Annotated in this window: 19 protein-coding genes; 11 read left to right on the top strand and 8 right to left on the bottom strand. The window is 70.0% G+C overall.

What is annotated here, in order from left to right; translation table 11 throughout:
* Nucleotides 1-113 precede the first annotated feature (113 nt).
* From AC3ETA_RS07655 to AC3ETA_RS07630, 6 genes are all read left to right on the top strand, one after another.
* Entirely contained in the window at nt 114-1925 is a 1812-nt protein-coding gene (locus tag AC3ETA_RS07655) for a serine/threonine-protein kinase (protein ID WP_432192029.1), read from the top strand.
* A gap of 144 nt (nt 1926-2069) precedes the next feature.
* Nucleotides 2070-3230, top strand: a complete 1161-nt coding sequence (locus AC3ETA_RS07650; protein WP_432192028.1) for a serine/threonine-protein kinase — start codon at nt 2070-2072, stop codon at nt 3228-3230.
* A 92-nt stretch (nt 3231-3322) separates the two neighbouring features.
* Complete coding sequence (locus tag AC3ETA_RS07645) at nt 3323-5026, top strand: serine/threonine-protein kinase (RefSeq protein WP_432192027.1); 1704 nt, start codon at nt 3323-3325, stop codon at nt 5024-5026.
* Nucleotides 5027-5064: 38 nt separating this feature from the next.
* A complete protein-coding gene (locus tag AC3ETA_RS07640) occupies nt 5065-6957 on the top strand; it encodes a serine/threonine-protein kinase (protein ID WP_432192026.1) in 1893 nt (630 codons plus the stop codon).
* A 131-nt stretch (nt 6958-7088) separates the two neighbouring features.
* Nucleotides 7089-8702, top strand: coding sequence for a succinic semialdehyde dehydrogenase (locus tag AC3ETA_RS07635; RefSeq protein ID WP_432192025.1), 1614 nt, complete (start codon nt 7089-7091; stop codon nt 8700-8702).
* Between the two features lie 54 nt (nt 8703-8756).
* A complete protein-coding gene (locus AC3ETA_RS07630; protein WP_432192024.1) occupies nt 8757-10574 on the top strand; it encodes a GMC oxidoreductase in 1818 nt (605 codons plus the stop codon).
* A gap of 91 nt (nt 10575-10665) precedes the next feature.
* On the opposite strand, the gene AC3ETA_RS07625 is transcribed toward AC3ETA_RS07630, so the two are convergent.
* On the bottom strand, nt 10666-11691 hold the full coding sequence (locus AC3ETA_RS07625; RefSeq protein WP_432192023.1) for an LPXTG cell wall anchor domain-containing protein: 1026 nt from the start codon (nt 11689-11691) through the stop codon (nt 10666-10668).
* A gap of 941 nt (nt 11692-12632) precedes the next feature.
* On the opposite strand from AC3ETA_RS07625, the gene AC3ETA_RS07620 reads away from it, so the two are divergent.
* Nucleotides 12633-13811, top strand: a complete 1179-nt coding sequence (locus AC3ETA_RS07620; RefSeq protein ID WP_432192022.1) for a hypothetical protein — start codon at nt 12633-12635, stop codon at nt 13809-13811.
* A gap of 474 nt (nt 13812-14285) precedes the next feature.
* Here AC3ETA_RS07620 and AC3ETA_RS07615 read toward each other — a convergent pair whose 3' ends face one another.
* A complete protein-coding gene (locus AC3ETA_RS07615) occupies nt 14286-14705 on the bottom strand; it encodes a chorismate mutase (protein WP_432192087.1) in 420 nt (139 codons plus the stop codon).
* A gap of 192 nt (nt 14706-14897) precedes the next feature.
* Between AC3ETA_RS07615 and guaA the strand changes: the two genes are divergently transcribed.
* Entirely contained in the window at nt 14898-16472 is a 1575-nt protein-coding gene (gene guaA / locus AC3ETA_RS07610; protein ID WP_432192021.1) for a glutamine-hydrolyzing GMP synthase, read from the top strand.
* Nucleotides 16473-16511: 39 nt separating this feature from the next.
* Here the strand turns inward: guaA and AC3ETA_RS07605 are convergent, their stop codons facing one another.
* Nucleotides 16512-16994: a pyridoxamine 5'-phosphate oxidase family protein gene (locus AC3ETA_RS07605; protein ID WP_432192020.1), complete on the bottom strand. Its 483-nt coding sequence runs from the start codon at nt 16992-16994 to the stop codon at nt 16512-16514.
* Nucleotides 16995-17136: 142 nt separating this feature from the next.
* Between AC3ETA_RS07605 and AC3ETA_RS07600 the strand changes: the two genes are divergently transcribed.
* Nucleotides 17137-17943 (top strand): class II aldolase/adducin family protein, encoded by an 807-nt coding sequence (locus tag AC3ETA_RS07600; protein WP_030947911.1) that lies wholly within the window; start codon nt 17137-17139, stop codon nt 17941-17943.
* A 124-nt stretch (nt 17944-18067) separates the two neighbouring features.
* Here AC3ETA_RS07600 and AC3ETA_RS07595 read toward each other — a convergent pair whose 3' ends face one another.
* Nucleotides 18068-18952, bottom strand: coding sequence for a DUF4429 domain-containing protein (locus AC3ETA_RS07595; RefSeq protein WP_432192019.1), 885 nt, complete (start codon nt 18950-18952; stop codon nt 18068-18070).
* 370 nt (nt 18953-19322) lie between these two features.
* On the opposite strand from AC3ETA_RS07595, the gene AC3ETA_RS07590 reads away from it, so the two are divergent.
* Both AC3ETA_RS07590 and AC3ETA_RS07585 read left to right on the top strand, forming a co-directional pair.
* On the top strand, nt 19323-20612 hold the full coding sequence (locus AC3ETA_RS07590; RefSeq protein ID WP_432192018.1) for a hypothetical protein: 1290 nt from the start codon (nt 19323-19325) through the stop codon (nt 20610-20612).
* Nucleotides 20613-21205: 593 nt separating this feature from the next.
* Nucleotides 21206-21742: a DoxX family protein gene (locus AC3ETA_RS07585; protein ID WP_432192017.1), complete on the top strand. Its 537-nt coding sequence runs from the start codon at nt 21206-21208 to the stop codon at nt 21740-21742.
* A gap of 13 nt (nt 21743-21755) precedes the next feature.
* Here AC3ETA_RS07585 and AC3ETA_RS07580 read toward each other — a convergent pair whose 3' ends face one another.
* From AC3ETA_RS07580 to AC3ETA_RS07565, 4 genes are all read right to left on the bottom strand, one after another.
* Nucleotides 21756-22334: a recombinase family protein gene (locus tag AC3ETA_RS07580; protein WP_432192016.1), complete on the bottom strand. Its 579-nt coding sequence runs from the start codon at nt 22332-22334 to the stop codon at nt 21756-21758.
* Nucleotides 22335-23025: 691 nt separating this feature from the next.
* Nucleotides 23026-23856, bottom strand: coding sequence for a helix-turn-helix domain-containing protein (locus AC3ETA_RS07575; RefSeq protein WP_432192015.1), 831 nt, complete (start codon nt 23854-23856; stop codon nt 23026-23028).
* A gap of 3 nt (nt 23857-23859) precedes the next feature.
* Nucleotides 23860-24381, bottom strand: a complete 522-nt coding sequence (locus tag AC3ETA_RS07570; protein WP_432192014.1) for a DUF6879 family protein — start codon at nt 24379-24381, stop codon at nt 23860-23862.
* Complete coding sequence (locus AC3ETA_RS07565; protein WP_432192013.1) at nt 24365-24574, bottom strand: hypothetical protein; 210 nt, start codon at nt 24572-24574, stop codon at nt 24365-24367. The genes AC3ETA_RS07570 and AC3ETA_RS07565 overlap by 17 nt, the downstream gene beginning before the upstream one ends.
* Nucleotides 24575-24862 lie beyond the last annotated feature (288 nt).

The raw sequence follows: 24862 nt of genomic DNA, 5'->3' as shown, positions 1-24862 counted from the left end.
CCGAAAGCGACAACCATCACAGTGCGGTCTCCATGGCACCCCCGTGGTTCCGGTCGCGTCGGGCGATCCTTAACCTGACCCTGTCAAGAACATTGCGGGGCAACGTGAATCAGATGCAGGGCCAGCTCGTCTCGGGCCGCTACCGGCTCGTCGACGCGATCGGCAGCGGCGGCATGGGCCGCGTCTGGCGTGCGCGCGACGAGGTGCTGCATCGGGCCGTGGCGATCAAGGAGTTGACCGCCGCGCTCTACGTCTCCGAGAGCGACCAGGAGCGGCTGCTCGCCCGCACCCGGGCCGAGGCGCGGGCCGCCGCGCGCATCAACCACTCGGCGGTCGTCACCGTGCACGACGTGCTGGAGCACGACGGCCGGCCGTGGATCGTGATGGAGCTGGTCGAGGGCAACTCGCTGGCGGACGCGGTCAAGGAGCGCGGGCGCGTCGAGCCCGCCGAGGCCGCCCGGATCGGTCTGTGGGTGCTGCGGGCGCTGCGCGCCGCGCACACCGCCGGGGTCCTGCACCGCGACGTCAAGCCCGGCAACGTCCTGCTGGGCGAGGACGGCCGGGTCCTGCTGACCGACTTCGGCATCGCCCAGATCGAGGGCGACACCACCATCACCCGCACCGGAGAGGTCGTCGGCTCGGTCGACTACCTCGCCCCCGAGCGGGTCCGCGGCCACGACCCGGGCCCCTCCTCCGACTTGTGGGCACTCGGCGCGACGCTGTACACGGCGGTGGAGGGCCGTTCGCCCTTCCGCCGCACCTCGCCGCTGGGCACCATGCAGGCGGTCGTCGACGAGGACCCCAGCGAGGCGCAGCACGCCGGCCCGCTCGCGCCCGTGATCACCGCCCTGCTGCGCAAGGATCCGGCCACCCGTCCCGACGCGGCCGAGGCCGAGCAGATGCTGGCCGAGGCGGCGGAGGGGCGACGGCCGAGCGCGGCGCAGGTGTACGTGCCCACGCAGCACAACCGCTACGAGCCGGAGGCGCACACCGGGCCCTCACACCCCGGCTCCGCGCCCCCCGGGGCGGAGACAGCGGCGAACCACACGCCCTACCCGTCAGCGAGCAACAACTCGTACCCGCCGGCGAGCAACAACTCGTACCCCCCGGCGGGCAACAGCTCGTACCCGCCGGCGAGCAACAACCCGTACGCGTCGGGGAGCAGCACCCCGTACCCGTCGGCGACCGCCACCCCGTACCCGCCCGTGACCGGTCCGACGGCGCGCGGCGGGCCGTACGACACCACAGGCACCGCACCGTCGCGCAAGCGCCGCCGGCTGCGCACGCTGGCGCTCGTCGTCGCGCTGGCCGCGATCATCGGCGGGGGCACCGCGGTCGTGCTCCAGAAGTGGGGGCCGCAGGGCGGCGGCACGTCCGCCTCGACGTCGACACCGCCCACCGACCCGAGCGCATCGACGACGAAGGAGCCGGGCCGGCAGCCCGGCGTACCGGCCTCCTGGAAGCGCTACGACGACCCCCTGGGGTTCAGCCTGTACCTGCCCGAGGGCTGGGAGCGGGAGGTGGTCGGCAAGGAGGTCGAGGGCCTGCAGCAGGTCGACTACTCGCCGGACGGCGGCGAGCACTTCGTCCGTGTCTCCCTCGACCCCACGCCCGACTTCGCGAACTCCTACGACCATCTGCGCGACCTGGAGCAGCAGGTGGGGGAGAAGCTGGTCGACTTCGCGACCGTCTCCCTGAAGCGGAACCTCTATCGCGACCGCGACGCCGCCCTGTGGGAGTACACCTGGACCGCGCTCGCCAAGGACACGCCCTTTCCCGGGGCGCGCCACGCGATCGACCAGGCGTACGTGGACCGGGACGGCACCGAGTACGCGATCTACATGTCCACGCCCGAGAAGGACTGGACGACCACGCGCGAGCAGTACACGTCGGTGCTCAAGGGGTGGCGGACCGGCGGGTCCTGAGGCGCCCCGCCGGCCCGGCCGCCCCGTGCGTCTCCCGACCGCGGGACAGGGCGTTCGGGCAGCTTTTGAAGTCGTTTGCTCCTTTGCATAGTTGGCCGATCGGCACCCCGGAGTCGGTCCGTCCGGTGCGGCATGATGGGGCGCATGGGGACCGAGGGGGCCAACTTCCGTGTGATCGCGGGGCGTTACCGCCTGGAGGCGAGGCTCGGTCGCGGCGGCATGGGCGTCGTATGGCGGGCGACCGACCAGTTGCTCGGGCGCAGGGTGGCCGTCAAGGAGCTTCCCCTCGACGAGACGCTCTCCGCGGCCGAGGCCCGGCACCAGCGCGAACGGACGCTGCGTGAGGCCCAGGCCGTGGCGCAGCTCAGCCACCCGCACGTCATGGTGGTCCACGACGTCGTCGAGGACGACGAACGCCCCTGCATCGTCATGGAGTTGATCGAGGGCGACTCCCTCGCCGACCGGATCGCGGCCGGCGGGCCCGTCGACGCGCGGGAGGCCGCCCGGATCGGCGCCGACCTGCTGAACGCGCTGCGCACGGCGCACGCGGCCGGTGTGCTGCACCGGGACATCAAACCGGCCAACGTGGTCATCGAGGACGGCACGGACCGCGTCGTCCTCACCGACTTCGGCATCGCACAGGTGCCGGGCACCGCCACGCTCACCGAGGCCGGTTCCTTCGTCGGCTCGCCCGAGTACACCGCGCCCGAGCGCATGTCCGGCGCCGGTACCGGCCCCGCCTCCGACCTGTGGTCGGTCGGGGCGCTGCTGTGCGCGGCCCTGAGCGGCGAGTCGCCGTTCCGGCGCGACTCGTTGAGCGGCGTGGTGCTCGCCGTGGTGTCCGACGAGATACGTCCGCCCGCACAGGCGGCGCCGATCCTGCCCGTCGTGCAGGGGCTGCTGGAACGGGATCCGGCGCTGCGGCTGGACGCCGTGGGTGCGGAGCGGATGCTGCGGGAGTTCCTGGAGACGGGGCACACCCGCGTGGCGAAACGGTTCGGCAGGGCGGATCGCACGTACTCGCCCCGCAGTGTGCTGGCCACCGCCGTGCTGGTCGCCGCGATGGCGGTGGCGGGGGTGTCGGCGGCGGCGCTGCTGATGAACGGGGGCGGCGGCGCCGGTGTCGTGCCGACCAGCTCGGCGCCGGGGACCTCGGAGAGGCCCTCGGGTACGCCGAGTTCGCCCGGCGCGACATCCCGGTCCCCGTCGCCGACCGTGACGCCTTCGCCGACCACCCCGTCCGTCTCGCCGAGCGCATCACCCTCACAGGTCTCTTCGAGCCCTGTTCCCACCAACTCCGAATAAAGGGGAGATAAGTCGCGATCTGAGTCACGGCTCTGTGACTGGAAAGCATTCCCGCTGGCTCCCCGTACGCCCCCCGCGATACGAATGGACCCATGAGCAGCAACGGGGGAGCCCCTTATCGGTCCGACGAGCCGACGAGTTTTGAACTGCAGCCACCGCAGCCGAAACCGTCCGCGCCCGCGCCGCACCCGGACAATCCGTACGCGACGCCCCCGCAGGCCGTTCCGCAGCAGACCGCACCCGCCCACCAGGGCGGACCCTCCCACCCCGCCGCCCCCGCCCAGGCACCCGCGTCCGCCGCCGCCCCCGACCCCGGCACCGGCCGGCTGATCGCAGGCCGCTACCGCCTGCTGGCCAAGCTCGGGCACGGCGGCATGGGCACGGTCTGGCGGGCCAAGGACGAGACGGTGGACCGCGAGGTCGCGGTCAAGGAGCCCCGCGTCCCGGACCACCTTCCCGAACGGGAACGCGCCAACGCCTACGAGCGGATGCGCCGCGAGGCACGCGCCGCGGCCCGGCTCGACCACCCGGCCGTCGTGAACGTCCATGACGTCGCCGTCGTGGACGGCCGGCCGTGGATCGTGATGGAGCTCGTGCAGGGCCGTTCGCTGGGCGACGCGCTGCAGGAGGGCACGCTCGGCGCCCGCGACGCGGCGAGGATCGGCCTCGAAGTGCTCGGCGCGCTGGAGGCCGCGCACGCGGCGGGCATCCTGCACCGCGACGTGAAGCCGGACAACGTCATGCTCGGCCGCCACGACCGCGTCGTTCTCACCGACTTCGGCATCGCCCAGATCGAGGGCGAGACCAATCTGACCGACACCGGCGGCTTCGTCGGCTCGCCCGAGTACATCGCGCCGGAGCGGGTGCTGGGCCAGCGCCCCGGCCCGGCCAGCGACCTGTGGTCCCTCGGCGTCGTCCTGTACGCGGCGACGGAGGGCGTCTCGCCGTTCCGCCGCAGCAACACCCCGGCGACCCTGCAGTCCGTCCTGAATGCCGTGCCCGCGGCGCCGGCCGCCGCGCAGGGCCCGCTCGCCGAGGCCATCAACGGCCTGCTCCAGAAGGACCCGGCACGCCGCCCGAACGCCGCGCAGACGCGTGCGCTGCTGGAACAGACCGCGAACCCGCCGGTGCAGGCCGCCACCCAGGTCGTGCGCATACCGGAGGGCGTCAAGGCAGGCATACGGCTCGGGCCCAAGGCGCTGCTCGGCATCGGGGCAGCGGTCGTCGCCGGGGCGGTGGCGGCGTACCTGGTGATCGCGGATCCGTTCGCGGGGCCGTTGCCGGACGGCTGGACGGAGCGGGCGAACCCGAAGCTGGGGGTGACACTCCAGGTGCCCGCGAGCTACCAGGTCGGCAGGCCGGAAGCCGACGACTCCGACACGAACTGGGTCACCTACTCCGACTGGAGCGGCAGCATCTGGGTCGGCGTGAACCTGAAGAAGAAGTCCGAGGACACCTCGAACCAGATCAAGAACTCCGCCGCGGCCGAGATGTACGCCGAGAACGAGGAGTTCAAGGCGCAGGGCGCCTACGACTACTCGATGCCCAAGAGCCCCACGACGAAGCCGCAGGAGACCAAGTACCAGGGCAGGCAGTCGGCGGAGAACACCGTCGTGTACAAGACGACCGACACCGCGAACCCGCGCCCCCGCGAGCTGAAGTTCTTCTACTACAAGACCTCGGCCGGCGACATGTACAGGCTGACGATCAGTTACCCGGGCAAGGGCGACTTCACCGACCGCGGCCGTGAGGTGGCGCGAACGGTGATCCAGAACCTGGAGATCGGCAAGCTCTGAACTGGCGAAGTGCCCACCCCGCAAGGTAGGCATGGGACATGAGCGAAGACGGTGGCCGCACCGGAACCGACGGGCGGGTGATCGGCGGGCGCTACCGCCTGGTCGAGCGCATCGGCTCGGGCGGCATGGGCACCGTCTGGCGGGCGCTCGACGAGCTGGTGGACCGCGAAGTCGCCGTGAAACAGCCGAGGTTGCCCGGCGATCCGCAGGACGCGGCTCATCAGCGGGCCGCCAACCGGCTCTACCGCGAGGCCCGCGCCGCAGCCCGGGTCGACCATCCGGCCGCCGTCTCCATCCATGACGTCGTCGTGGAGCAGGACGGACTGCCCTGGATCGTGATGGAGCTGGTCCGCGGCGAGTCCCTGCACGACGCCCTCAAACGCGGTCCCGTGGAGGCGCCCGAGGCGGCCCGCATCGGCATCGCCGTCCTCGGTGCCCTGCGCGCCGCGCACGCCGTCGGCATCGTCCACCGCGACGTCAAGCCCGCCAACGTACTGCTCGGCCGGCACCGCCGGGTCGTCCTCACCGACTTCGGCATCGCCCACATCCAGGGCGAGGAATCCCTCACCGTCAGCGGCGAGTTCGTCGGCTCCCTGGAGTTCATCGCCCCCGAGCGGATGTCCGGCCGCGGCGCCGGCCCCGCCTCGGACCTGTGGTCGCTCGGCGTGCTCCTGTACGCCGCCGTGGAGGGCTGGTCGCCCTTTCGCCGTACGACCCTGGAGTCCACGCTCGCCGCGATCCTCGCCGCCGATGCACCCGAGCCGAAACAGGCCGGACCGCTCGGGTCGCTGATCGTGCGGCTGCTGGGGAAGGACCCGGACCGACGGCCCGACGCGGACGAGGTCGGCGCGGTGCTGGAGGCGGTCGCCGAGGGCCGGCCGGTGCCGGAGCCCTCCGTGGGCGCGGCGGCGTCCGGACCTCAGGACGCCTCCGGGCTCAGGGAGTTCGCCGAGGACTCCGGAACCGTACGGCTGAAGGGCGAGCCGGCCCCCGAGCCCCCGTCCGACGGAGCACCTGACCCCGAAGCCGGGCCCACCCCCGGAGCCGGGTCCGCTCCCGGAGTCGGGTCCGCTCCCGAAGCCGGGTCCGCCCCCGGAGTCGGGTCCGCTCCCGGAGTCGGGTCCGCTCCCGAAGCCGGGTCCGCCCCCGGAGTCGGGTCCGCTCCCGAAGCCGGGCCCACCCCCGAACCGGCGACCGCCACAGCCGCCGCCGACTCGGCCACCACCTCCTCGGCCACCACCTCCTCGGCCACCACCTCCTCGGCCACCACCTCCTCGGCCTCCGCCTCCCAACCCCCTCGCCGCTCCTGGCTGCTGCGCCCGGTCCCCCTGGTCGTCCTCGCTGTTCTCCTCGTCGCCGGCACCTGGTTCGCCACCGCCTCCTTCCTCGTCGACGACGGCGGCGAGACCAAGGAGATGAACCCCACCTACGGCTCGGCCCCCCTCGCCCCGGCGACCACGCCCGCCCCAGCCTCCGCCCCGGGCGGCTGGACCGAGCACCCGGAGCCGGACATGGACGCCGTCCTCTCCCTCCCCGCCGAGTACGAGGAGGCCGCGCGCGAGGGCGGCGCCACCGATCAGCCCCGGCTCGTCGTCTACGACATCGGCCTCGTCCAGGTCCGCCTCACCCAGTGGGACAAGGCGCCCCGCCCGCTGCTCGAACAGGCGCAGGAGGCGCACGACACCTGGGACAGCTACAACCACGACGCGAGCACCCAGTCCACCCGCACCACCTTCAAGGGCTACGACGCCGTCCTCTCCGACACCACCTATGGCAAGGACGTGTCCCCGACCCGCGTCATGCAGCTCATCGTGGTCACGGGTGACGACCGCATGTACGAGCTGCGCGTCGACATGCCCAAGGGCACGCCCACGGAGAAGAAGGGCACCGCGGTCTTCAAGGGCGCCCGTGACCGACTCGAGATCGAGTGATCCGCCGCCGACTCGGCAACGCCCTGATCAGCTCGTTTTCTGCCAGTGGACACTGGCATCATGTGAGCACTCGGTGAATCCCCGTTACCGACGGGTACACAAAGCCCCCGCTCCGGCATACTCTGCGCCTCATGACGGACGCGCAGGCCCCGGCCAAGACCGGCACCAACCCCCTCGCCCCCGCCCCGCAGGGCGCCCGTACCGCCGCCGACGTGGTCACGCCGGAACTGGTGGCCCAGCTCACCAAGGGCGTGGTCGGCTCCGGCCGTACCGCGAACCACACGCCGTTCACCGGCGAGAAGCTGGCCGACCTGCCGGAATCCACGCCCGAGGACGTGGAGCGGGCCTTCGAGGCGGCCCGTAAGGCGCAGGCCGTCTGGGCCCAGGTCCCGGTGCGCCGCCGTGCCGCCGTCCTGCTCCGCTTCCACGACCTGGTGCTGGAGCGCCAGGCCGAGGTCCTCGACCTCATCCAGCTGGAGACGGGCAAGGCCAGGCTGCACGCGCACGAGGAGGTGCAGGCCATCGCCGTCGCGGCCCGCCACTACGGCCGTAAGGCACCCGCCTACCTCAAGCCGAAGCGGCACGCGGGCGCGGTGCCCACGCTCACCCGGGTCACCGAGCTGCGCCACCCGCGCGGCGTCGTCGGCCAGATCGCCCCCTGGAACTACCCCCTGGAGCTGTCCGTCGGTGACGCGCTCCCGGCGTTCGTCGCGGGCAACGCGGTCGTCATGAAGCCCGACACGGAGACCTGCCTGACCGCCCTGTGGGCCCGCGACCTGCTCATAGAGGCCGGGCTGCCCGCCGAGGTCTTCCAGGTCGTCCTGGGCGAGGGCCCGGTCGTCGGCCCCGAGGTCGTCAAGCACGCCGACTACGTCTCCTTCACCGGCTCCACCCGCACCGGCCGCCAGGTCGCCCAGGGCGCCGCCGCCCGGCTGGTCGGCGTCTCCCTCGAACTCGGCGGCAAGAACGCCATGCTGGTGCTTGAGGACGCCGACATCGAGAAGGCCGCCGCGGGCGCCGTCCGCGCCTGTTTCTCCTCCGCCGGCCAACTGTGCATCTCCATCGAGCGGTTGTACGTCCACGAGTCGATCGCCGACGCCTTCGTGGAGCGCTTCGCCGCCCGCACCAAGGCGATGCGGCTCGGCACGTCCCTCGCCTACGGCGCCGACATGGGCTCGCTGGTCGGCGAGCGCCAGCTGGAGACGGTCACCCGGCACGTGGAGGAGGCCGTCGCGAAGGGCGCCACGCTCGTCGCGGGCGGTGCGGCACGCCCGGACATCGGCCCGTACTTCTTCGAGCCGACGATCCTCGACGGCGTCGTACCGGACATGACCGTCTGCTCCGAGGAGACCTTCGGCCCGGTCGTGTCCATCTACCGCTTCAAGACCGAGGACGAGGCGGTCGAGCACGCCAACTCCACGCCGTACGGCCTCAACTCGTCGGTCTGGACGAAGGACGGCGGCCGCGGCCGCGCGGTCGCCGCCCGCCTGCGCACCGGCACGGTGAACGTCAACGAGGGCTACGCCTCCGCGTACGGCAGCGTCCAGTCGCCCATGGGCGGCATGAAGGACTCCGGCCTCGGCCGCCGCCACGGCTCCGAGGGCATCCTCAAGTACACGGAGGCCCAGACGGTCGCCCAGCAGCGGCTGCTGCCGATGGCGCCGTCGCTGGGCATGGACGACGAGAAGTACGCGCAGTTCATGAGCCGCAGCCTGCGCCTGATGAAGGCATTCCGCTTCCGCTAGGCCCAGGGCCTGTCGCGAGCCCCACCGCACCACCGCTTTCAACGAGGAGAGCACGTGTCACAGGAGAACTCCGCCCAAAAACAGGACGAGGGCTCGGATCACGACGGATACGACTACGACGTCATCGTCGTCGGGTCGGGCTTCGGCGGTTCCGTCACCGCCCTGCGGCTGACCGAGAAGGGCTATCGCGTCGGCGTCCTGGAGGCGGGCCGCCGCTGGAGTCGCGAGACCCTGCCCAAGAACTCCTGGGACCTCAGGAACTACCTCTGGGCCCCCAGGCTCGGCATGTTCGGCATCCAGCGCATCCACCTGCTGGGCAACGTCATGGTGCTCGCGGGTGCCGGCGTCGGCGGCGGCTCCCTCAACTACGCCAACACCCTCTACGTACCGCCGAAGCCCTTCTTCGACGACCCGCAGTGGCGTGACATCACCGACTGGCAGGAAGAGCTGAAGCCGTACTACGACCAGGCCCGGCGCATGCTCGGTGTACGGCTCAACCCGACGATGACCCCCTCCGACGTCCACCTGAAGGCCGCGGCCGAGCGGATGGGCGTCGGCGACAGCTTCCACATGGCACCGGTCGGCGTGTTCTTCGGCGACGGCGAGGACGCCGAGGGCGAGGTCCGGGTCACCCCGGGTCAGGAGGTCGCCGACCCGTACTTCGGCGGGGCGGGCCCCTCGCGCAGGGCGTGCACCGAGTGCGGTGAGTGCATGACCGGCTGCCGGCACGGGGCGAAGAACACCCTGAACGAGAACTACCTCTACCTCGCCGAGAAGGCGGGCGCGGTCGTCCATCCCATGACGACGGTCGTCTCCGTCACCGACGACTCGCAGGGCGGGTACGCGGTGGCGACGCTGCCGACCGACGGGAAGAAGAAGGGCAACGGCAGGCTGTTCAAGGCCCGCCGGGTGGTCCTCGCGGCCGGGACGTACGGCACCCAGACCCTGCTGCACCGGATGAAGGCCGGCGGGCAACTGCCCCACCTCTCCTCGAAGCTGGGCGAGCTGACCCGCACCAACTCCGAGGCCCTCGTCGGCGCGCAGACCGACAACCGGCGCTACCGCAGGGCCACGGGCGAGGCGAAGGTCGACTTCACCCGCGGCGTCGCCATCACGTCCTCGATCCACCCCGACGAGAACACCCACATCGAACCGGTCCGCTACGGCAAGGGCTCCAACTCGATGGGCGGCCTGTCGATCCTCCAGGTCCCCTACGCGGAGGGCTCCTCGCGGGTCGCGGGCTGGCTGGCGAACGCGGTCCGGCACCCCCTGCTGGTCCTGCGCTCCCTGTCCAACCGCCGCTGGTCGGAGCGGTCGATCATCGGCCTGGTGATGCAGTCGCTGGACAACTCGCTGACGACGTACCTGAAGCCGGACGGCGTGGGCAAGGGCCTTCTGACGGCACGCCAGGGCCACGGCGCCCCCAACCCGAAGCAGATCAGGGCGGCTTCGGAGGCGGCCTCGGCGATCGCCGCCGACATCAACGGCTTCGCCGGCTCCAACGTCGGCGAGCTCATGGGCACCCCGCTCACCGCCCACTTCCTCGGCGGCTGCCCGATCGGCGACTCGCCGGAGACCGGTGTGATCGACCCGTACCACCGGCTGTACGGCCACCCGGGCATCTCGGTCGTCGACGGGGCGGCGGTGTCGGCCAACCTGGGCGTGAACCCGTCCCTGACGATCACGGCGCAGGCCGAGCGGGCGATGTCGTACTGGCCCAACAACGGCGAGGCCGACCAGCGCCCGGCGCAGGGAGCGGCGTACGAACGCCTCAACCCGGTCGAGCCGAAGTCCCCGGCGGTCCCGGCGGAGGCCTTCGGCGCGCTGAAGCTGCCCTTCCTGGGGATACCGGCGGTGCCCCCGAAGAAGTAGCGGCCGGCGAAAGCGGCCGTACACGGAGAAGGACCTGCGCCCCCCTCCGAGCGCAGGTCCTTCTCCGGCTTGCGTGAAGCTGTGCCGAGGCTTACGCCTCCGCGCCCACCTTGCGGCGCTTCATCGCGAACACGACGCCGGCGCCGGCGACGATGGCGATGCCACCGATGGTGCCGATGACCGGAAGGTTGGAGTCGGAGCCGGTGGAGGCGAGTTCGCCGGTGGCGTCCACCTCCTTGACGTCCTTGATCGGCTTCTGGCCGCCGGTCTGCGGCTTGGCGTCCGGCGGGTCACCGGCGTCGGAGCCCGCGGCGAGGATGTCGAAGAAGTAGACCCAGCCGTTCGGGTCGTCGGCGACCCAGCAGCCCTCGGCGTCCGAGTACTGGGCGAAGCCGCCGGTGAGACCGAGGGAGTCGGGCACCTTGCCGCTGACCTTCAGGCGCAGCTTGAACGAGGTCGACTGGCCGGCGTCGAGCGCGAACGAGGAGAACGTCGCGCCCTCGCCTGCGGCGTCCGCCAGCGTCTGCCAGGAGCCGGAAGCCTTCTGGAAGACCTGGACAGTGATCTCGCCGGAGTAGTCCTTGTCCCAGCCGAACGCGGCGACGCCGATGAGCGGCTTGATGTTCTTGATGTCCTGGTCGCCCGAGTTGGACACGTTGAACGAGAAGTTGGTCCAGCCGCTGCCGGCAACGATCGTCTCGGGCAGGCCCGACAGACCGCTGCGCAGGTTCTCGTCGAGGAAGACGGAGTCCTCGTCACCCTCCTCGCAGTAGTCGACCTCCTCCGGGGCGCTCTCGCTGGCGCTCGGCGACGGGGAGCCGGCGGGGGTGGTCTCGGTCTCCGCCGGAGTCGTCCCGGCCTCCGCCGGAGTGCTCTCGTTCCCGGTGGGCGTGGCCTCCGCGGTGGAGGTGGCCTCCTCCGCCGGGGCGGTCGATTCCTGGGCGGGGGTGGTCTCGGCCTCGGCCGGAGTCGTCTCGGCCTCGGCGGGCGTGCTCTCCGACGCCGTCGGAGTCGAGGTGGTCTCACCCGTGGCGAACGCAGCCGGCGCCGACAGCAGCGCGATCGGGGCTATGACGGCCGTCGTGGCCGCGGCGGCCAGTGCACGGCGAAGCTTCATGAAGACCTCGGAAAGTCCGGAGTGCTGCGATGCCGCAGCACGCGCTGTAGGGAGGCCCCCGCGTGTGGGGCGCGGCTGTGGCCCTTGATTCGCAGGGTTTGATCGGTGACACCTGCGAATGGTTGTGCCTTACCTAACGGATTTCTTATGTGGCCTGTGTCACAGAGTCGGTCATCCCGATTTGTAGACTCTTGTCATGTGACGGCCATCACGTCAGGGACGTGGGCCCTGTGTTGACCCGTGATCGCCGGAACTGAGCAGTCCGCACTGGCTGTTGACCCGTCGACGGGCGGTTCCTCCGCCGAAGACGCGCCCGATCAGTCATGGGGTTCGGCGGTCGGCGGCCGACACCTGGCGTCCACCGACGCGACGGACGCCTCCGCGAAGGGCGGTCACGACGGACCGCTCACCGGCCAACGGCGAACTCCCCGCCGACGAGGCAGCCGGCATCACCGGGCTCCCCAGCACGGCGAGGACACCCGATCCGGGGCCTGTGAGCCCGACGAAGGCCCCCGGCGCCGCCACGCCCGACGGCCTCGACGTCAAGCGCGGCAAGGAGATCACCGGACAGCGCGAGGAACGGCGGCGCACGTACCCGGAACGCGGACGGCACCTGCACCCCCCGCTTCCCCACCGAGCCGGTCAACTTCCGTGCGAAGGACGGCCGCTGGAGGACGATCGACACCTCACTCATCCCGTCGGACGAGCCGGGCCCGAGCACGATGAACGCGGGCGACGACGGCCGCCGGACCCGCTCCACACAGTCGCCGATCGCGTTCGCCGGATCGGCGGACGCCACGTCCGTCGTGCACATGCGGGTCGGGGAGCTCTGCGGCATGGCAACCCGGCGACCCCGTCGCAACGACGGCACCGGGAGCCCTGCCCGAGGGCTGACGTACGCTTCGCAGCCCGACAGAAGATCACGAGAGAACTCAGAACTCATGGCTGACAGACCATCAGAAGGTCCCAGACCCGGTTCCGAAGAGGGAGCGGAGTCGTCCTCGTCGTCCATATCCGACGCCGAGTGGGAGAAGTTCGTCCAGGACAGCGAGCGGGACGCAGGTGCTGCGGCGCCCAAGGAACCCTCTGCGCGCGCCCGCATGGTCACCGAACGACTCCGGCAGCAGGACGCGCGAGGTGAGTCGCCGCCCGGGTGGCGTACCGGCCCCGCCTGGCAGGAGATGAACGGGCGGGCCGCCCGGCGCCGTCGGCTGTGGGCGGTCCTCGGTGTGCCCCTCGCCGTCGCCGTGGCCGTCGTGGCGGTGAAGCCGTCACTCATACCCGGCGACCCGTTGGGCACCGGGGGAGCCGAGGCCGCGGCCGCCGCCGCGTCACCGCTGCCCGCCGAGACCGCTGCCCCCAGCACCGCGCCCGCCGGCACGGTCGGCACTCCCACCCGCTCCCGGCCCTTCGCCGGGTCGCCGGCCGCGCGATGGGCGGCTGGCCCGGACGCCATCGAGGTGCCGGAGGCGAGGGCCGTCGGCGGGGTCTCCGCCGCGCGGATCGAAACGGCCCTGCGTCTCACGAAGGAGTTCCTGGTCGCCTCGAACCTTGACCGGGATGTGCTCCGGGGCGCCCAGCCGAAGAAGGCGCTGGCGCTCATCGACCCCTTGCAGAAGGGCTACCTCTCCCAGATGCGGGCGGAGCTGCGGCGCCCCACCGCCGACGGCGATCCGAAGTGGACCTTCACCCGCTTCGACCCGAAGGAGGTAGAACTGGCGGGCGGCGAAGTGCGGCTCCGTGGCCGTATGACGGTCGAACCCGGCGAGGGCGCAGGCAAGGCGCTGATCCGGGCCGACTACACCTTCGTGTATCCGTTGGCCAGAGCTGGTGGCGGCGATGAAGTGGCTCGCACGATCGTCCGCCGGGTCGTCGAGGTGGACGTCTCCGACCCCGTGAAATACCAGGGCACCGAGGGCCGCATCTGGGTGTTCAACGTCAACAGCGAGATCGCCAACGACGACTGTGCGCGAAGCGACGGTCTGATCCACCCCATGTTCCTGGCCGACCTGTACGACAGCCCCGAGCCGTCCGGAGCGGCCCGGGATCCGTACGACCGCAGCAAGGGGCTGGACGAGGCCACCGCCGAGACCGAATGCGGCATCGTGACTCGCACATGACGGGATGGCTGATCAGCCGGTACGGCATGAGAAGGGCCCCGCGGGACGGATCCGCGGGGCCCTTCTTTCGTCAGCACCGACGTCAGGGCAGCGTCGGTGCCTGGGAGCGGCGCCGGGGGTTGCGCCGCGGGTCCGGGGCGCCGCGGTCCGGAGGTCCGCGGCGGGATGTGAAGCGGTGAGGTCGGCGATGACGGGACCGGCGGTGGGACTACGGGGCTTCTCCCGCCCGTTCCGCCGGCCGGCCCCGGGCGTCCCCGGAGCCGACCGTTCTCTAGGGTGACCGGGCTGCTGTCCCCTGCCGTCCGGTCACTTACCTGGAGCGAGGTCCCACGGCGCACGGTGATCCGTCCGCCTCATCGCTCCAGCGAGCCACGCGTGGTTCTTTCGGGCCCGCCCCTGGCTGGCACGGACACCGGTACCAACGAAGCGGTCCGGGAGGCGTCACGCGCCGTACGGGTGAGAGGGCGGCCGAACTCAGATGCGACCGCGGCACAGTTCGAGCAGCGTCATGGCGAGGGCCGTGCCCGGCTTGCCCAGGGCGTCCCTGTAGTGGCCGAGGACGTCCATCTCCCGGGAGAGGTTCACGCGTCGGCCGCCGGAAGCGATCCGCGCCTCCTGGATCACGGCCGACACGGCCATGCGTTCCTGGATCAGACCGATGATCCGGTCGTCCAGTGAGTCGATGCGCTCGCGGGCGCCGGTGATCACATCGGCGGCCTCGGGGGTACGGGCACCGGTCACGTCGGTCGCGGTCATGGGGGCTCCTCGTCGGTTCTGGGTCTCGGCGGTCGGTGCCCCGGGGCGACAGGACCCGGAAAACGCCAGGCGCCCCGGGCCTTGTCGGCCCGGGGCGCCTGGGAAGTCGCTTGTCAGTTGCTCAAGCGGCACGACCATGGCAGCCGGCGGGCCGGGTGCCATAGGTAAAGAGGAAGGTCGTCTGCGTGAGCATGGGGCCAGTATGCCGCGCGGCACGTGGCTGTCCAAGCCGGTTCGCATCCTGAGACAGGGCTTGGCCCGAGGGGGGGCCCACCGGATCCCGGTAGACTCGGCCTCACACACACCTCGCTCAACGCCGGAAGGCAACCCGTGTCATCAGCGAACCCCGCCGCCCCCGACACCGTCCTGGTCGTCGACTTCGGCGCGCAGTACGCCCAGCTCATCGCCCGTCGCGTCCGCGAGGCCCGGGTCTACAGCGAGATCGTGCCGAGCACCATGCCGGTGGCCGAGATGCTCGCCAAGAACCCGGCGGCGATCATCCTCTCCGGCGGCCCCTCGTCCGTGTACGAGGAGGGCGCCCCCGGCCTCGACCGTGAGATCTTCGAGGCTGGCGTCCCCGTGTTCGGCATGTGCTACGGCTTCCAGCTGATGGCACGCTCCCTCGGCGGCACCGTCGACAACACCGGCGCCCGCGAGTACGGCCGCACCGACCTGCACGTGTCGAAGTCGTCCTCCACCCTCTTCGAGGGCACCCCGGCCGAGCAGCATGTGTGGATGTCGCACGGCGACGCCTGCTCCGCCGCCCCCGAGGGCTTCTCCGTCACCGCGTCCACGGCCGTCGTCCCGGTCGCCGCCTTCGAGAACGACGACAAGAAGCTCTACGGCGTCCAGTACCACCCCGAGGTCATGCACTCCACCCACGGACAGCAGGTGCTGGAGCACTTCCTGTACCGCGGCGCGGGCCTCAAGCCGGACTGGACCACCGGCAACGTCATCGACGAGCAGGTCGCGGCCATCCGCGAGCAGGTCGGCGACAAGCGCGCCATCTGCGGTCTGTCCGGCGGCGTGGACTCCGCCGTGGCGGCCGCGCTGGTCCAGAAGGCCATCGGCTCCCAGCTGACCTGCGTGTACGTCGACCACGGCCTGATGCGCAAGGGCGAGACCGAGCAGGTCGAGAAGGACTTCGTGGCCGCGACCGGCGTACAGCTGAAGGTCGTGGACGCCGAGGAGCGGTTCCTCAAGGCGCTGGCCGGGGTCTCCGACCCCGAGGAGAAGCGGAAGATCATCGGCCGCGAGTTCATCCGCGTCTTCGAGCAGGCGCAGGCCGAGATCATCGCGGACGCGGGCCCGGCGGTCGAGTTCCTGGTGCAGGGCACGCTGTACCCGGACGTCGTCGAGTCCGGTGGCGGCACCGGCACCGCCAACATCAAGTCCCACCACAACGTGGGCGGCCTCCCCGAGGACCTGGAGTTCCAGCTCATCGAGCCGCTCCGCAAGCTGTTCAAGGACGAGGTCCGGATGGTCGGCCAGGAGCTCGGGCTCCCGGAGGAGATCGTCCAGCGCCAGCCGTTCCCGGGGCCCGGCCTGGGTATCCGCATCGTCGGCGAGGTGAACAAGGAACGCCTGGACCTGCTCCGCGAGGCCGACGCCATCGCCCGTGAGGAGCTCACGGCGGCCGGCCTCGACCGCGACATCTGGCAGTGCCCGGTGGTCCTGCTCGCGGACGTCCGCAGCGTGGGCGTGCAGGGTGACGGCCGGACCTACGGCCACCCGATCGTCCTGCGGCCCGTCTCGTCCGAGGACGCGATGACCGCCGACTGGTCGCGACTGCCGTACGACGTTCTCGCGCGGATCTCGACCCGGATCACCAACGAGGTACGGGACGTCAACCGTGTCGTCCTCGACGTGACCTCGAAGCCGCCGGGCACCATCGAGTGGGAGTAGGCCCGCCGGGCCTTCATGGGCCCTCGGCACGTAGGTGTCCTAGGTGCGCTTGATCGTGCGCAGGGGCCTACCGGGCTGCCAGATCTGGACGACCAGGTACTTGTCGTCCTCGACGTAGGTCCTCACGACCTCGGTGAGCTCGGTGCGGAAGAGGTGGAACGGCTCGGACGACTCCGGGGGTTCCGCCTCTTCGGTGTATGCGGCCCTCAGCGCCGGGTCCTCGACCTCGATCGCCCGCCCGGCGATCCGCACGTCGCCGCCGCCCATGGACTGGCCCTCGCCGGGGTTCGCCTGGAGTGCGAAGCGGGGGTCGCGGCGCAGATCGAGGGCCTTGAGCGAGTCCGGCATCATGCCGAGCCACAGCTCACCGTTCAGGAAACGGACCTCCAGGCCGGTCGTGCGGGGCGAGCCGTCCTTGCGGAGGGTGGCGAGGACGTGGTGCGTGAAGGCGCCGAAGCGTTCCTCGGCGGTGCGGGCGAAGTCCGGTTCCGCCTCGGTGAGAGCTGCCCAGTTCACTGTCATACGGCCAGTCTGGGCCCCATACCCGACATCTTCTGTCCGGTTTCCGCTGTCCGGGTAGTGGGATCTTTACAGAACATCTCTGTTCTCCTGCGCTGACCGACGGTAACTTCCGCCCCGTAAGCAACCCAGTGCGGGAGGACACATGCACGGGACGCCCCTCGGGCCCATTCCGCCCTCGCCGCTGCCGACCGACCAGCTGCGGTTCGCGATGCCGCCGATGCACGAGTCCGTCGAGGACGAGCGCCGGCATCGCAAGGAGCGGCTCGCCGGCGCGCTGCGGATATTCGGGCGGCTCGGATTCGAGGACGGGGTCTCCGGACACATCACGGCACGCGACCCCGAGTTCAGCGACTGCTTCTGGGTCAATCCGTTCGGGATGCCGTTCCGGCACGTCACCGTCAGCGACCTGGTCCTCGCCAACTCCGAGGGCCAGGTGATCGAGGGCCGCTACCACGTCAACCAGGCGGCGTTCACCGTGCACTCCCAGGTCCACGCCGCCCGCCCCGACGTCGTCGCGGTCGCGCACTGTCACTCGGTGCACGGTCGGGCCCTCGCGGCGCTCGGCGACCTGCTCGACCCGATCACCCAGGAGAGCTGCGCCTTCTACGAGGACCACGCGCTCTACGACGCCTACTCCGGCGTCGCCGTCGACGCCATGGAAGGCAGGCGCATCGCGACCGCGCTCGACTGCCACAAGGCGCTCGTCCTGCGCAACCACGGCCTGCTCACCGTCGGCGACTCCGTGGACGCTGCGGCCTGGTGGTTCCTGTCCATGGAACGGTCCTGCCAGGTCCAGCTGACCGCCAGGGCGGCGGGACGTCCGGTGCTGATCGAGCACCGGCAGGCCGTGGCCACGCGGGAGCAGCTGGGCGGGGATCTGGTGGCGTGGATCAACTATCAGCCGCTGTGGCAGGACATCAGCCGGAGCGAGCCGGATCTGCTCAGCTGACGGGGGCTGTGACAGGGCTTGGGGCGTGGTGGGGCGTGGTGGGGCGGGGTGCGGCGGTGGTGCCGCGGGGCGTGGTGGGGCGGGGTGCGGCGGTGGTGCCGCGGGTGTGTTCTCTCAGGTGCGGCTAGAAGCCACGTAGGACGACCGCTTTCGTCATCGCGAACTCCTCGTCCGTGAGGACGCCGTCGCGGTGCAGTTCACCCAACTCGCGCAGTCTGCGCAGGAGTACGTCGTGGTGGTCGGCCGGGCGGGGGACGGCCGCCGCGAGCTGCGGGCGGTCCGCGGGGTCGACGCCCGTGCGGGTGGACGGGTGCGGCAGACGGGCGGTGATCGCGGTCGCGACCAGGGCCGTGAGCAGGTCGCGGCGGGCGCTGCCCCACAGGTCCAGGGCGTACGGGTCCTTCTCCGGCGGCAGTTTGGAGAACACCGTCTCGTGGGTCACGAAGCGCAGGAAGCCGTCCTCGTAGCCGGAGTTGGGCAGCCACTCGACCTGGACCAGGTCGCCCACGCTGATGATCCGCGGGCCGGTCGCCCGTTTGACCCGGTCGGAGGTGTCGGACCAGTCGATCCGCACCTGGGTGCCGTCGAAGGAGACCGTGCCGTCGGAGGAGCGGACGGAGACCGGGACGGGCGGGCCGGGCAGGAGGTAGGCCTTGGTCGGGTCCTTGGGGATCTGGTCCAGGAGCAGCGCGCGGCGGATCTCCTCGGCGACGTACTCGGCGACCCCCGCACGGTCGATGTCCACCGCCAGCCGGTACGGATCCGCCGTGTCCGGCAGCCTGCCGCCGGTCGCGTGGAGCAGCGGGTCGGCACCCTCCCGCAGCCGCATGCGCAGCCGGCCGCGCTTGCGTTCGGGCTCGAAGACGATGCCCGCGACGGCTTCGAGGGGCACGGCGATCTCTCCGTACGTCTGCCGGAACAACGGCACAGAGCGGTGGAGGCCCGGCGTGATGCGGACCGTTGCGCCGTCGAAGGCCCAGGTCCCGTCGCGCTGGATGATCTCGGCCATACGGGAATTCTCGCAGCCGGGTCAACACGGGGGGCGCTTTCATCACCCGCGTCGACCGGACCTGCCGGGCGGGGGGTGGGTGGCGTACGGCACAATTCGCTGTCGTCGTAGGGGAGTTGTGTGGGCCTGCGGCTGCGGTGCGGGCGGCTGTCGGAATCGGTCGTGGCCGGCATGTGAGATGCGGCTGCCGGCGGTGGGGTTGTGGGTTATAAGGCCATGGGGTGATGTGGCCGCTCGGTGGGTATGGGCGGTCGGTTGCGGATGGCTGGTGGCCGGAGGCCGGTGGCGGGTTGCTCGTCGCTGGTTGCGGGCTGTGTGTTGTGCGTTGTGCGTTGTGGGTCGGGAAGTTCCAGGAAGGCGGGCGTCGGGCGTGGCGGTGCAGGAGGCTGGGCAGGGCGGCGCGGTGTTGGGCGCGCATGGGGGCGGCTGTACCTGTGGGGACTGCCCGCACGGGGCGCGGGCGGGGCATCGGCGGGCGGTCGCCGAGTTCCTGCTGAAGCGGGACGAGTTCGCGGCCGGGCAGGGGCTGCCGGCGGCGGTGGCGCACTCGGTGTCGGCCTCCCGGCAGTGGGTGTCCGAAGAGCTGACGCAGTCGGCGGAGCATGTTGCCGAGCGGGGGCGGGCCGAGGGCGCCGCGTGGCTCGCGCGGCTGTGGTGGCGTACGGCGTGCGTCGTCTGGGGGCTCGTGGTCGCGCTGCTGCTGGTGCAGGCGCTCACGGCGATCGGGGCGGGGTGGACGGCGGCGCGTACCGCCGGGCTGCTCGCGGCCGTGGTGACCGCCGGGGCGCTGACCGCGGCGTCGTGGTTCCACCGGGCGCGGGGTGGCGCGCTGGCGCCGGTCATCGGTGAGGACAACCGGCTGTCCACGTCGCGGGCGGTGGCCGGGGCGTGGGTGCTGTTCGTCGCGTACGCCGTGCTCGTGCTGGTGGGGCGGTTGGCGGCGGCGTCCGGGCACGCGGAGCGCGATGCGCTGATCTCGGGTCTCGAACTGGCGCGGGGGGCCGGGGTGGTGACCGTGCTCGCCGTGGTGTGCGCGATCGCGGTGCTGGTGCGGCGGGTCGTCGGGGTGCGGGTGCTGGGGCAGCGGTTGCAGAAGGTGCGGGCGCATCGGCCTCGGGCTGCGGATCTGCTGACGGATGACGCGGGGCGGGGGGCGTTCGCGGACATTCAGTACGTCGTGATCGGTGGGGTTGCGCTGCTGTTCGCGGCGGTGCGGTTGGGGCGGCGGCCGGATCAGTTGCCGGAACTGCCGTGGGGGCTGGCTGTGGTGGTGCTGGTGTCCGCGGCGACGTATGTGGCCGGGAAGTATGCGGAGGGGGGTCGGCCGGTGATTCTTTCCGTGGTGCGCGCGCGGGAGGCGGGCGATCTGGACGCGCCGATCCGGACCGGGGACGACATCGAGATTCGTGGGGCCGGGTTTGTGCCGCCCGGGGCGCAGGGGGCGGATCGGTTGTCGCGGATGGTGGTGCGGGTCGGGGCGGTGCATGTGCATGTGCCGTTGGTGCCGGTGGCTGGGGGGTTCAGTAATCCGACGGATGCGGTGCTGACTGTGCCGGTGCCGGCGGATGTGGAGCCGGGGCGGGTGGAGGTGCAGGTGGTGACCGCGGTGGGGGTCGAGACGAATCGGTACGTGATCGACGTGACCGACGTGACCGAGTGACGGAATTCTGCCTGCGGCGGCCTGTTGCTGGTGGGTGGGGGTTCGTGTAGCGCCGGTGGTCCGGTGGGTTGGGGGTTCGTGTAGCGCCGGTGGTCCGGTGGGTGGGTCGGGGCCGCGCCGGGGGTGTCCGTCCTCGGTCCGGCGGTTGCTGTGCCTCGGAAGGGTGCTGTGTCCTGACGCCGGCCGCTGCGGGCGGACACCCCCGGCGCGGCCCCTTGCCGTCGTGGGCGGGGGCGGGCGCATCCCTCGACGCCGGCCGCATCCTTCAGCACGTGTCTACGCCGGTCCGTACCACTTCGGCCCGTCTGGGGGTGCCCCTGCTCGAAGAGCTTGGGGGAGTTTGAGGACGAGGCCGTTCAGGTCGATGCGGGGTCTGGGGCGGTAGCCCGAGGGGTGGTGGGGTGAAGGGGCGGAGCCGCTGGAGGACGGTCGGGTGGGGGCGTCGGGTTTTGTTGAGGTTGGTGGGGGCGCGGGGTTTTCAGGGGGACGGGGGCGGCGGAGAATACGGGCTGCATGGTTGAGCGGCGAAGCGATTGCGTACGTATCGTCGTTCGAGGGGTCACGGCACGGCGGGCGAGAGGCGGCTACGGGCGATGACTCACGGTATGCACACGGACGCGTACCCCCCTTATCTCGACGGCGACCGTGGCTGGCGGGACACCGCCAGCCGTTACGCCCTGCTTCCGCTCCGCGTCTTCCTCGGCGTCACCTTTATCTATGCCGGGCTGGACAAGCTCACGGACAGCGCCTTCATGAAGGACTCCGGGGCGGGGTCGATCGGCGACATGATGCGTGCCGTTCGGGACTCCTCTGCCATCCCGGCCATGGTGGACATGGCCTTGGACAACCCCGTGGGCTTCGGTTACGCCATCGCGTTCGGTGAACTGGCCGTCGGGATCGGCACGCTCATCGGGCTGTTCGCCCGTCTGGCGGCGCTCGGTGGGGCGTTGATCTCGCTGAGCCTGTGGCTGACGGTGAGCTGGGCCTCCGATCCTTATTACTACGGCAATGACCTCCCGTACATGTTTTGCTGGGTGCCGCTGGTGCTGGCGGGAGCGCCCTACTGGTCGCTGGATGCCCTGATCAGGCGCCGACGGCGTGGACGAGGCCAGGCGGGTTCCTGGCAGTAGGTCGGAGCCGCTCCTAGTCGGGCAGATGCCGGTACAGCGTCGCCCTGGACACTCCTAGGGCCTTCGCTATAACGCTGACGCTCTCGCCTTTGGCCTTCCTTGCTTTGGCGACGGCGAGGAGATCATCAGTGATGACCGTGGGGCGTCCCCCGGTGCGCCCCTGCGCCTTGGCCGCTTCCAGTCCGGCCTTGGTCCTGTCCTTGATGAGGGAGCGCTCGAACTCCGCCATGGCGGCGATGATCTGGAAGAAGAGACGGCCGTCGGCGGAGGTCGTGTCTACGGCGCTGAGAGCCCCTGTCAGCACCTTGAAGCCGATGTCACGTTCCCTCAGGCCGTCAACGATGCTCACAAGGTCGATGAGGGACCTGCCAAGCCTGTCGAGCTTCCAGACGATGAGGGTGTCTCCCGCTCTCAGGTAGTCGAGTGCGGCTGTCAGTTCAGGGCGATCGGTGTTCTTGCCGGATGCCTTGTCTTCGAAGACCCGAGAGCATCCCGCATCGGTGAGGGCATCCCTTTGGAGCTGTGCCTCCTGGTCGTCGGTTGAGACTCGGGCATAGCCGATGAGGTGACTGGTGGTGCTGTCCGCCGCCATGTCTCGACTGTCTCATAACTCGTCTCAAAATAACAACCCGGCTCGGCTAGTTGCGAGACGGGTTTTGGACACCTCCAGGGGGCTCGGTGGGCCCCGCTGTCCACCGTCTCGTAAACCAAGGTTTCTGAGACGCTCTTCGCTGTGCCTGAGACGGGCACCCGGGGGTAATGAGGGCGGGAATCCCTTGCAGGGGCCGCAGGGGCAAGTTCCTTCGATGCTGTACGGGTTTCAGGACTTGCCGCGCTCCGTGCACCTTGTGCACTGACAGGGAGGCCAGGCGAGCGTGATGAGGGGGTGAAGATCGTCCGTCGTGGACACGGTTCGCTCGGGCTCCCAGGTCCTCCCTGAGTCGCGAGAGACGCGCAGGGTCATCAAGGGGCGGTCGTCGAAAAGCCCAAGTGCTTTGTCATCACTCATGAGTTGTGCGCCTCGGCGTGGTGCTGGCGCAGCTCGACGTTCGTATCGGAGACGGCGCTGTAGTCGCCTCTCGACCGTGAATTTCGCCGCCGTACGCAGATGCCGAGACAGGTACTGCATCCTGATACCGCTTTTGGCTCTGGCGGCAGTTCGGTGAGTCCGTAGCCTTGAGGTTGCTGTGTGCTCGCCATCAGTCCTCCCCGGATTCGTGACCCATTCATGGTCCACCGGCCGGCGGGCAGTGCCGATCACTATTCCCGTTGCGGACTAAAGATCATCGGTAGTGGTCTGCGCACTGCTCAAGCAACTCTCTTGCTTCGCCTCCGAATAGAGCACAACGCTCGAACGAGGTAAAGACGGTGAGGTGCTCAGAGACGTCACGGGGATCACGAAAGACCATGCGGCCGGTGAAGTTCTCGACCGTGGCCAATCGGTCGTCATAGACCGTGAAGGTGTTCATCGGTCCTCGTGGTATCACCGTCCCCAACGGGATAACTCCCATACGAATATTGGGAAGGTGGGAGAGTGACGTGAGGCGGCCAATCTGAACGGCCAGGGCGGGGTGTGGGACGGTCGCCCACCTTACTGCCTGTTCCGTGAGGAGAAACGTGAACGTCTTCGCCGTGTCATATAGGACGGCCTGACGCTCCAGCTTCCTGGCAACGGTCTTGGAAGGGTCGCCCGGTGTGTGACTCAGGCTGGCACGGATGTATTCTGGGGTCGCCAACAGCCCAGTGATCATCGCTGGCAGAAAATATCGCAGCTCCGTCGCTTCGGACTCCAATGAGGCCAACTCCGCCTGACGCTTCTCCATCCCCCTGCGCCAGGAAGAGCGCTTGTCCTGCCACTCGGTGTTGGCGATTCGAGCAAGGGCGGTGATCTCCGTGACCAGCTCAGAGGGGGCGTTCAGCGCCCGAAGGATGCGTTCGACGTCAACCAGCTTCGGTGTCTTCTTGCCGGTCTCGAACTTGCTGATCTGACTCTGAGACATGTTGCAGCGCCGTGCAAGCCGATCGCCTGTGAGACCGGCCTGCTTACGCAACTCACGGAGTTTTTCTGCCAGATCAATTCTCGACTGCCCTAGCTGCTCAGGCTCGAACGTCACTCGTCACTCGGCTTCTTTCGCGTACTCGAAGAACGGTACGGAGTGGGCCAGGGCTATGCGCTTCCACTCCAGATATGGAGTGATGTCTCCAGCGAACAGTTCACGGTTGATCTGTGTCCCATCCAGACGGAAATTGAGGTGCACCACTTGAGTCTCGTCAAACATCCACCAGTCGGTTCCTGAGAGCGGTAGGCCGTAGTCGTCGTGCGTGACATCCAGCACGCGGATATCTTCTCCGGCCTGGATGTTGCCGGGGATTCCCCAAGCGAACTGGTATCGCTGATAGTCCGTCAATGGCTGTCGTACGATCCGTACTCGCCCTATCTTCCGGCCCGATGCCACGTAGCCGTGAACGCGCTCATGCCAGCGGGAGTTGTGGGCGGCTGGCTTGGGCTCACCTCGAAGGAACCGAGCAACGTTCTCGGTCTCCTTAGGCATGGTGTACGTGGGCTGAGCCTCGAACCTCCAGGCGTCGTGCTGGAAGGCGTCGAACGTCCTGCGCCACTCATCACCATCCAAGAGCACGTACAGCCTCCCTGAGTACCGCTTCTGGGATCTCCACCAGGGCTTCACCCTCGGGCGGTTGGAAGGCCGTGGAGACACCTCCCTGCACCACGATGGAGCCGCTTGCCGTGCGGTAGACGTTCGGGCAGTCGTCGTCATCGCAGTTGGGTCCGTCGAACTTGCCGGTGAGACGGATCAGTTCTGCACGTGCCATGGTGCCCCCTTGTCTGCGGCCCCTGGTGAGGCCCTTGCTGATCGACGCTACGTAGGCTGTTGTTCCTCGTCCACGCCGACTCGGGACTATTCCGGTTGCGGAATAAAGGATCTTGAGGGGCTCGCGGAGCCTCTTCCGGTCACCGCGTGACCCTGCTCTCACTCTTGTGAGTTCTGTCCCGGACTTCAGTGAAGGACACGTACTTATTTATTGTGGGGGTTGTATATACCCCCCACGGATAAGAGTCTCTAGATGTCACTAGTATTAGTGGGCATCCCCTTCGAGTGG

It is taken from the genome of Streptomyces sp. bgisy027 (genome assembly GCF_057710365.1).
Note: the sequence above shows the minus strand (reverse complement) of the source record. Positions and strands in the feature narration are given on the sequence as shown.

Bases quoted from the DNA above. Each gene is read 5' to 3' on its own strand.
- AC3ETA_RS07640 (WP_432192026.1), top strand. From the start codon at position 5,065: ATGAGCGAAGACGGTGGCCGCACCGGAACCGACGGGCGGGTGATCGGC.
- AC3ETA_RS07580 (WP_432192016.1), bottom strand. From the start codon at position 22,334: ATGGCGGCGGACAGCACCACCAGTCACCTCATCGGCTATGCCCGAGTC.
- AC3ETA_RS07650 (WP_432192028.1), top strand. From the start codon at position 2,070: ATGGGGACCGAGGGGGCCAACTTCCGTGTGATCGCGGGGCGTTACCGC.
- AC3ETA_RS07565 (WP_432192013.1), bottom strand. From the start codon at position 24,574: ATGGCACGTGCAGAACTGATCCGTCTCACCGGCAAGTTCGACGGACCC.
- AC3ETA_RS07655 (WP_432192029.1), top strand. From the start codon at position 114: ATGCAGGGCCAGCTCGTCTCGGGCCGCTACCGGCTCGTCGACGCGATC.
- AC3ETA_RS07605 (WP_432192020.1), bottom strand. From the start codon at position 16,994: ATGACAGTGAACTGGGCAGCTCTCACCGAGGCGGAACCGGACTTCGCC.
- AC3ETA_RS07600 (WP_030947911.1), top strand. From the start codon at position 17,137: ATGCACGGGACGCCCCTCGGGCCCATTCCGCCCTCGCCGCTGCCGACC.
- AC3ETA_RS07595 (WP_432192019.1), bottom strand. From the start codon at position 18,952: ATGGCCGAGATCATCCAGCGCGACGGGACCTGGGCCTTCGACGGCGCA.
- AC3ETA_RS07635 (WP_432192025.1), top strand. From the start codon at position 7,089: ATGACGGACGCGCAGGCCCCGGCCAAGACCGGCACCAACCCCCTCGCC.
- AC3ETA_RS07615 (WP_432192087.1), bottom strand. From the start codon at position 14,705: ATGGTCGTGCCGCTTGAGCAACTGACAAGCGACTTCCCAGGCGCCCCG.
- AC3ETA_RS07625 (WP_432192023.1), bottom strand. From the start codon at position 11,691: ATGAAGCTTCGCCGTGCACTGGCCGCCGCGGCCACGACGGCCGTCATA.
- AC3ETA_RS07620 (WP_432192022.1), top strand. From the start codon at position 12,633: ATGGCTGACAGACCATCAGAAGGTCCCAGACCCGGTTCCGAAGAGGGA.
- AC3ETA_RS07585 (WP_432192017.1), top strand. From the start codon at position 21,206: ATGACTCACGGTATGCACACGGACGCGTACCCCCCTTATCTCGACGGC.
- AC3ETA_RS07645 (WP_432192027.1), top strand. From the start codon at position 3,323: ATGAGCAGCAACGGGGGAGCCCCTTATCGGTCCGACGAGCCGACGAGT.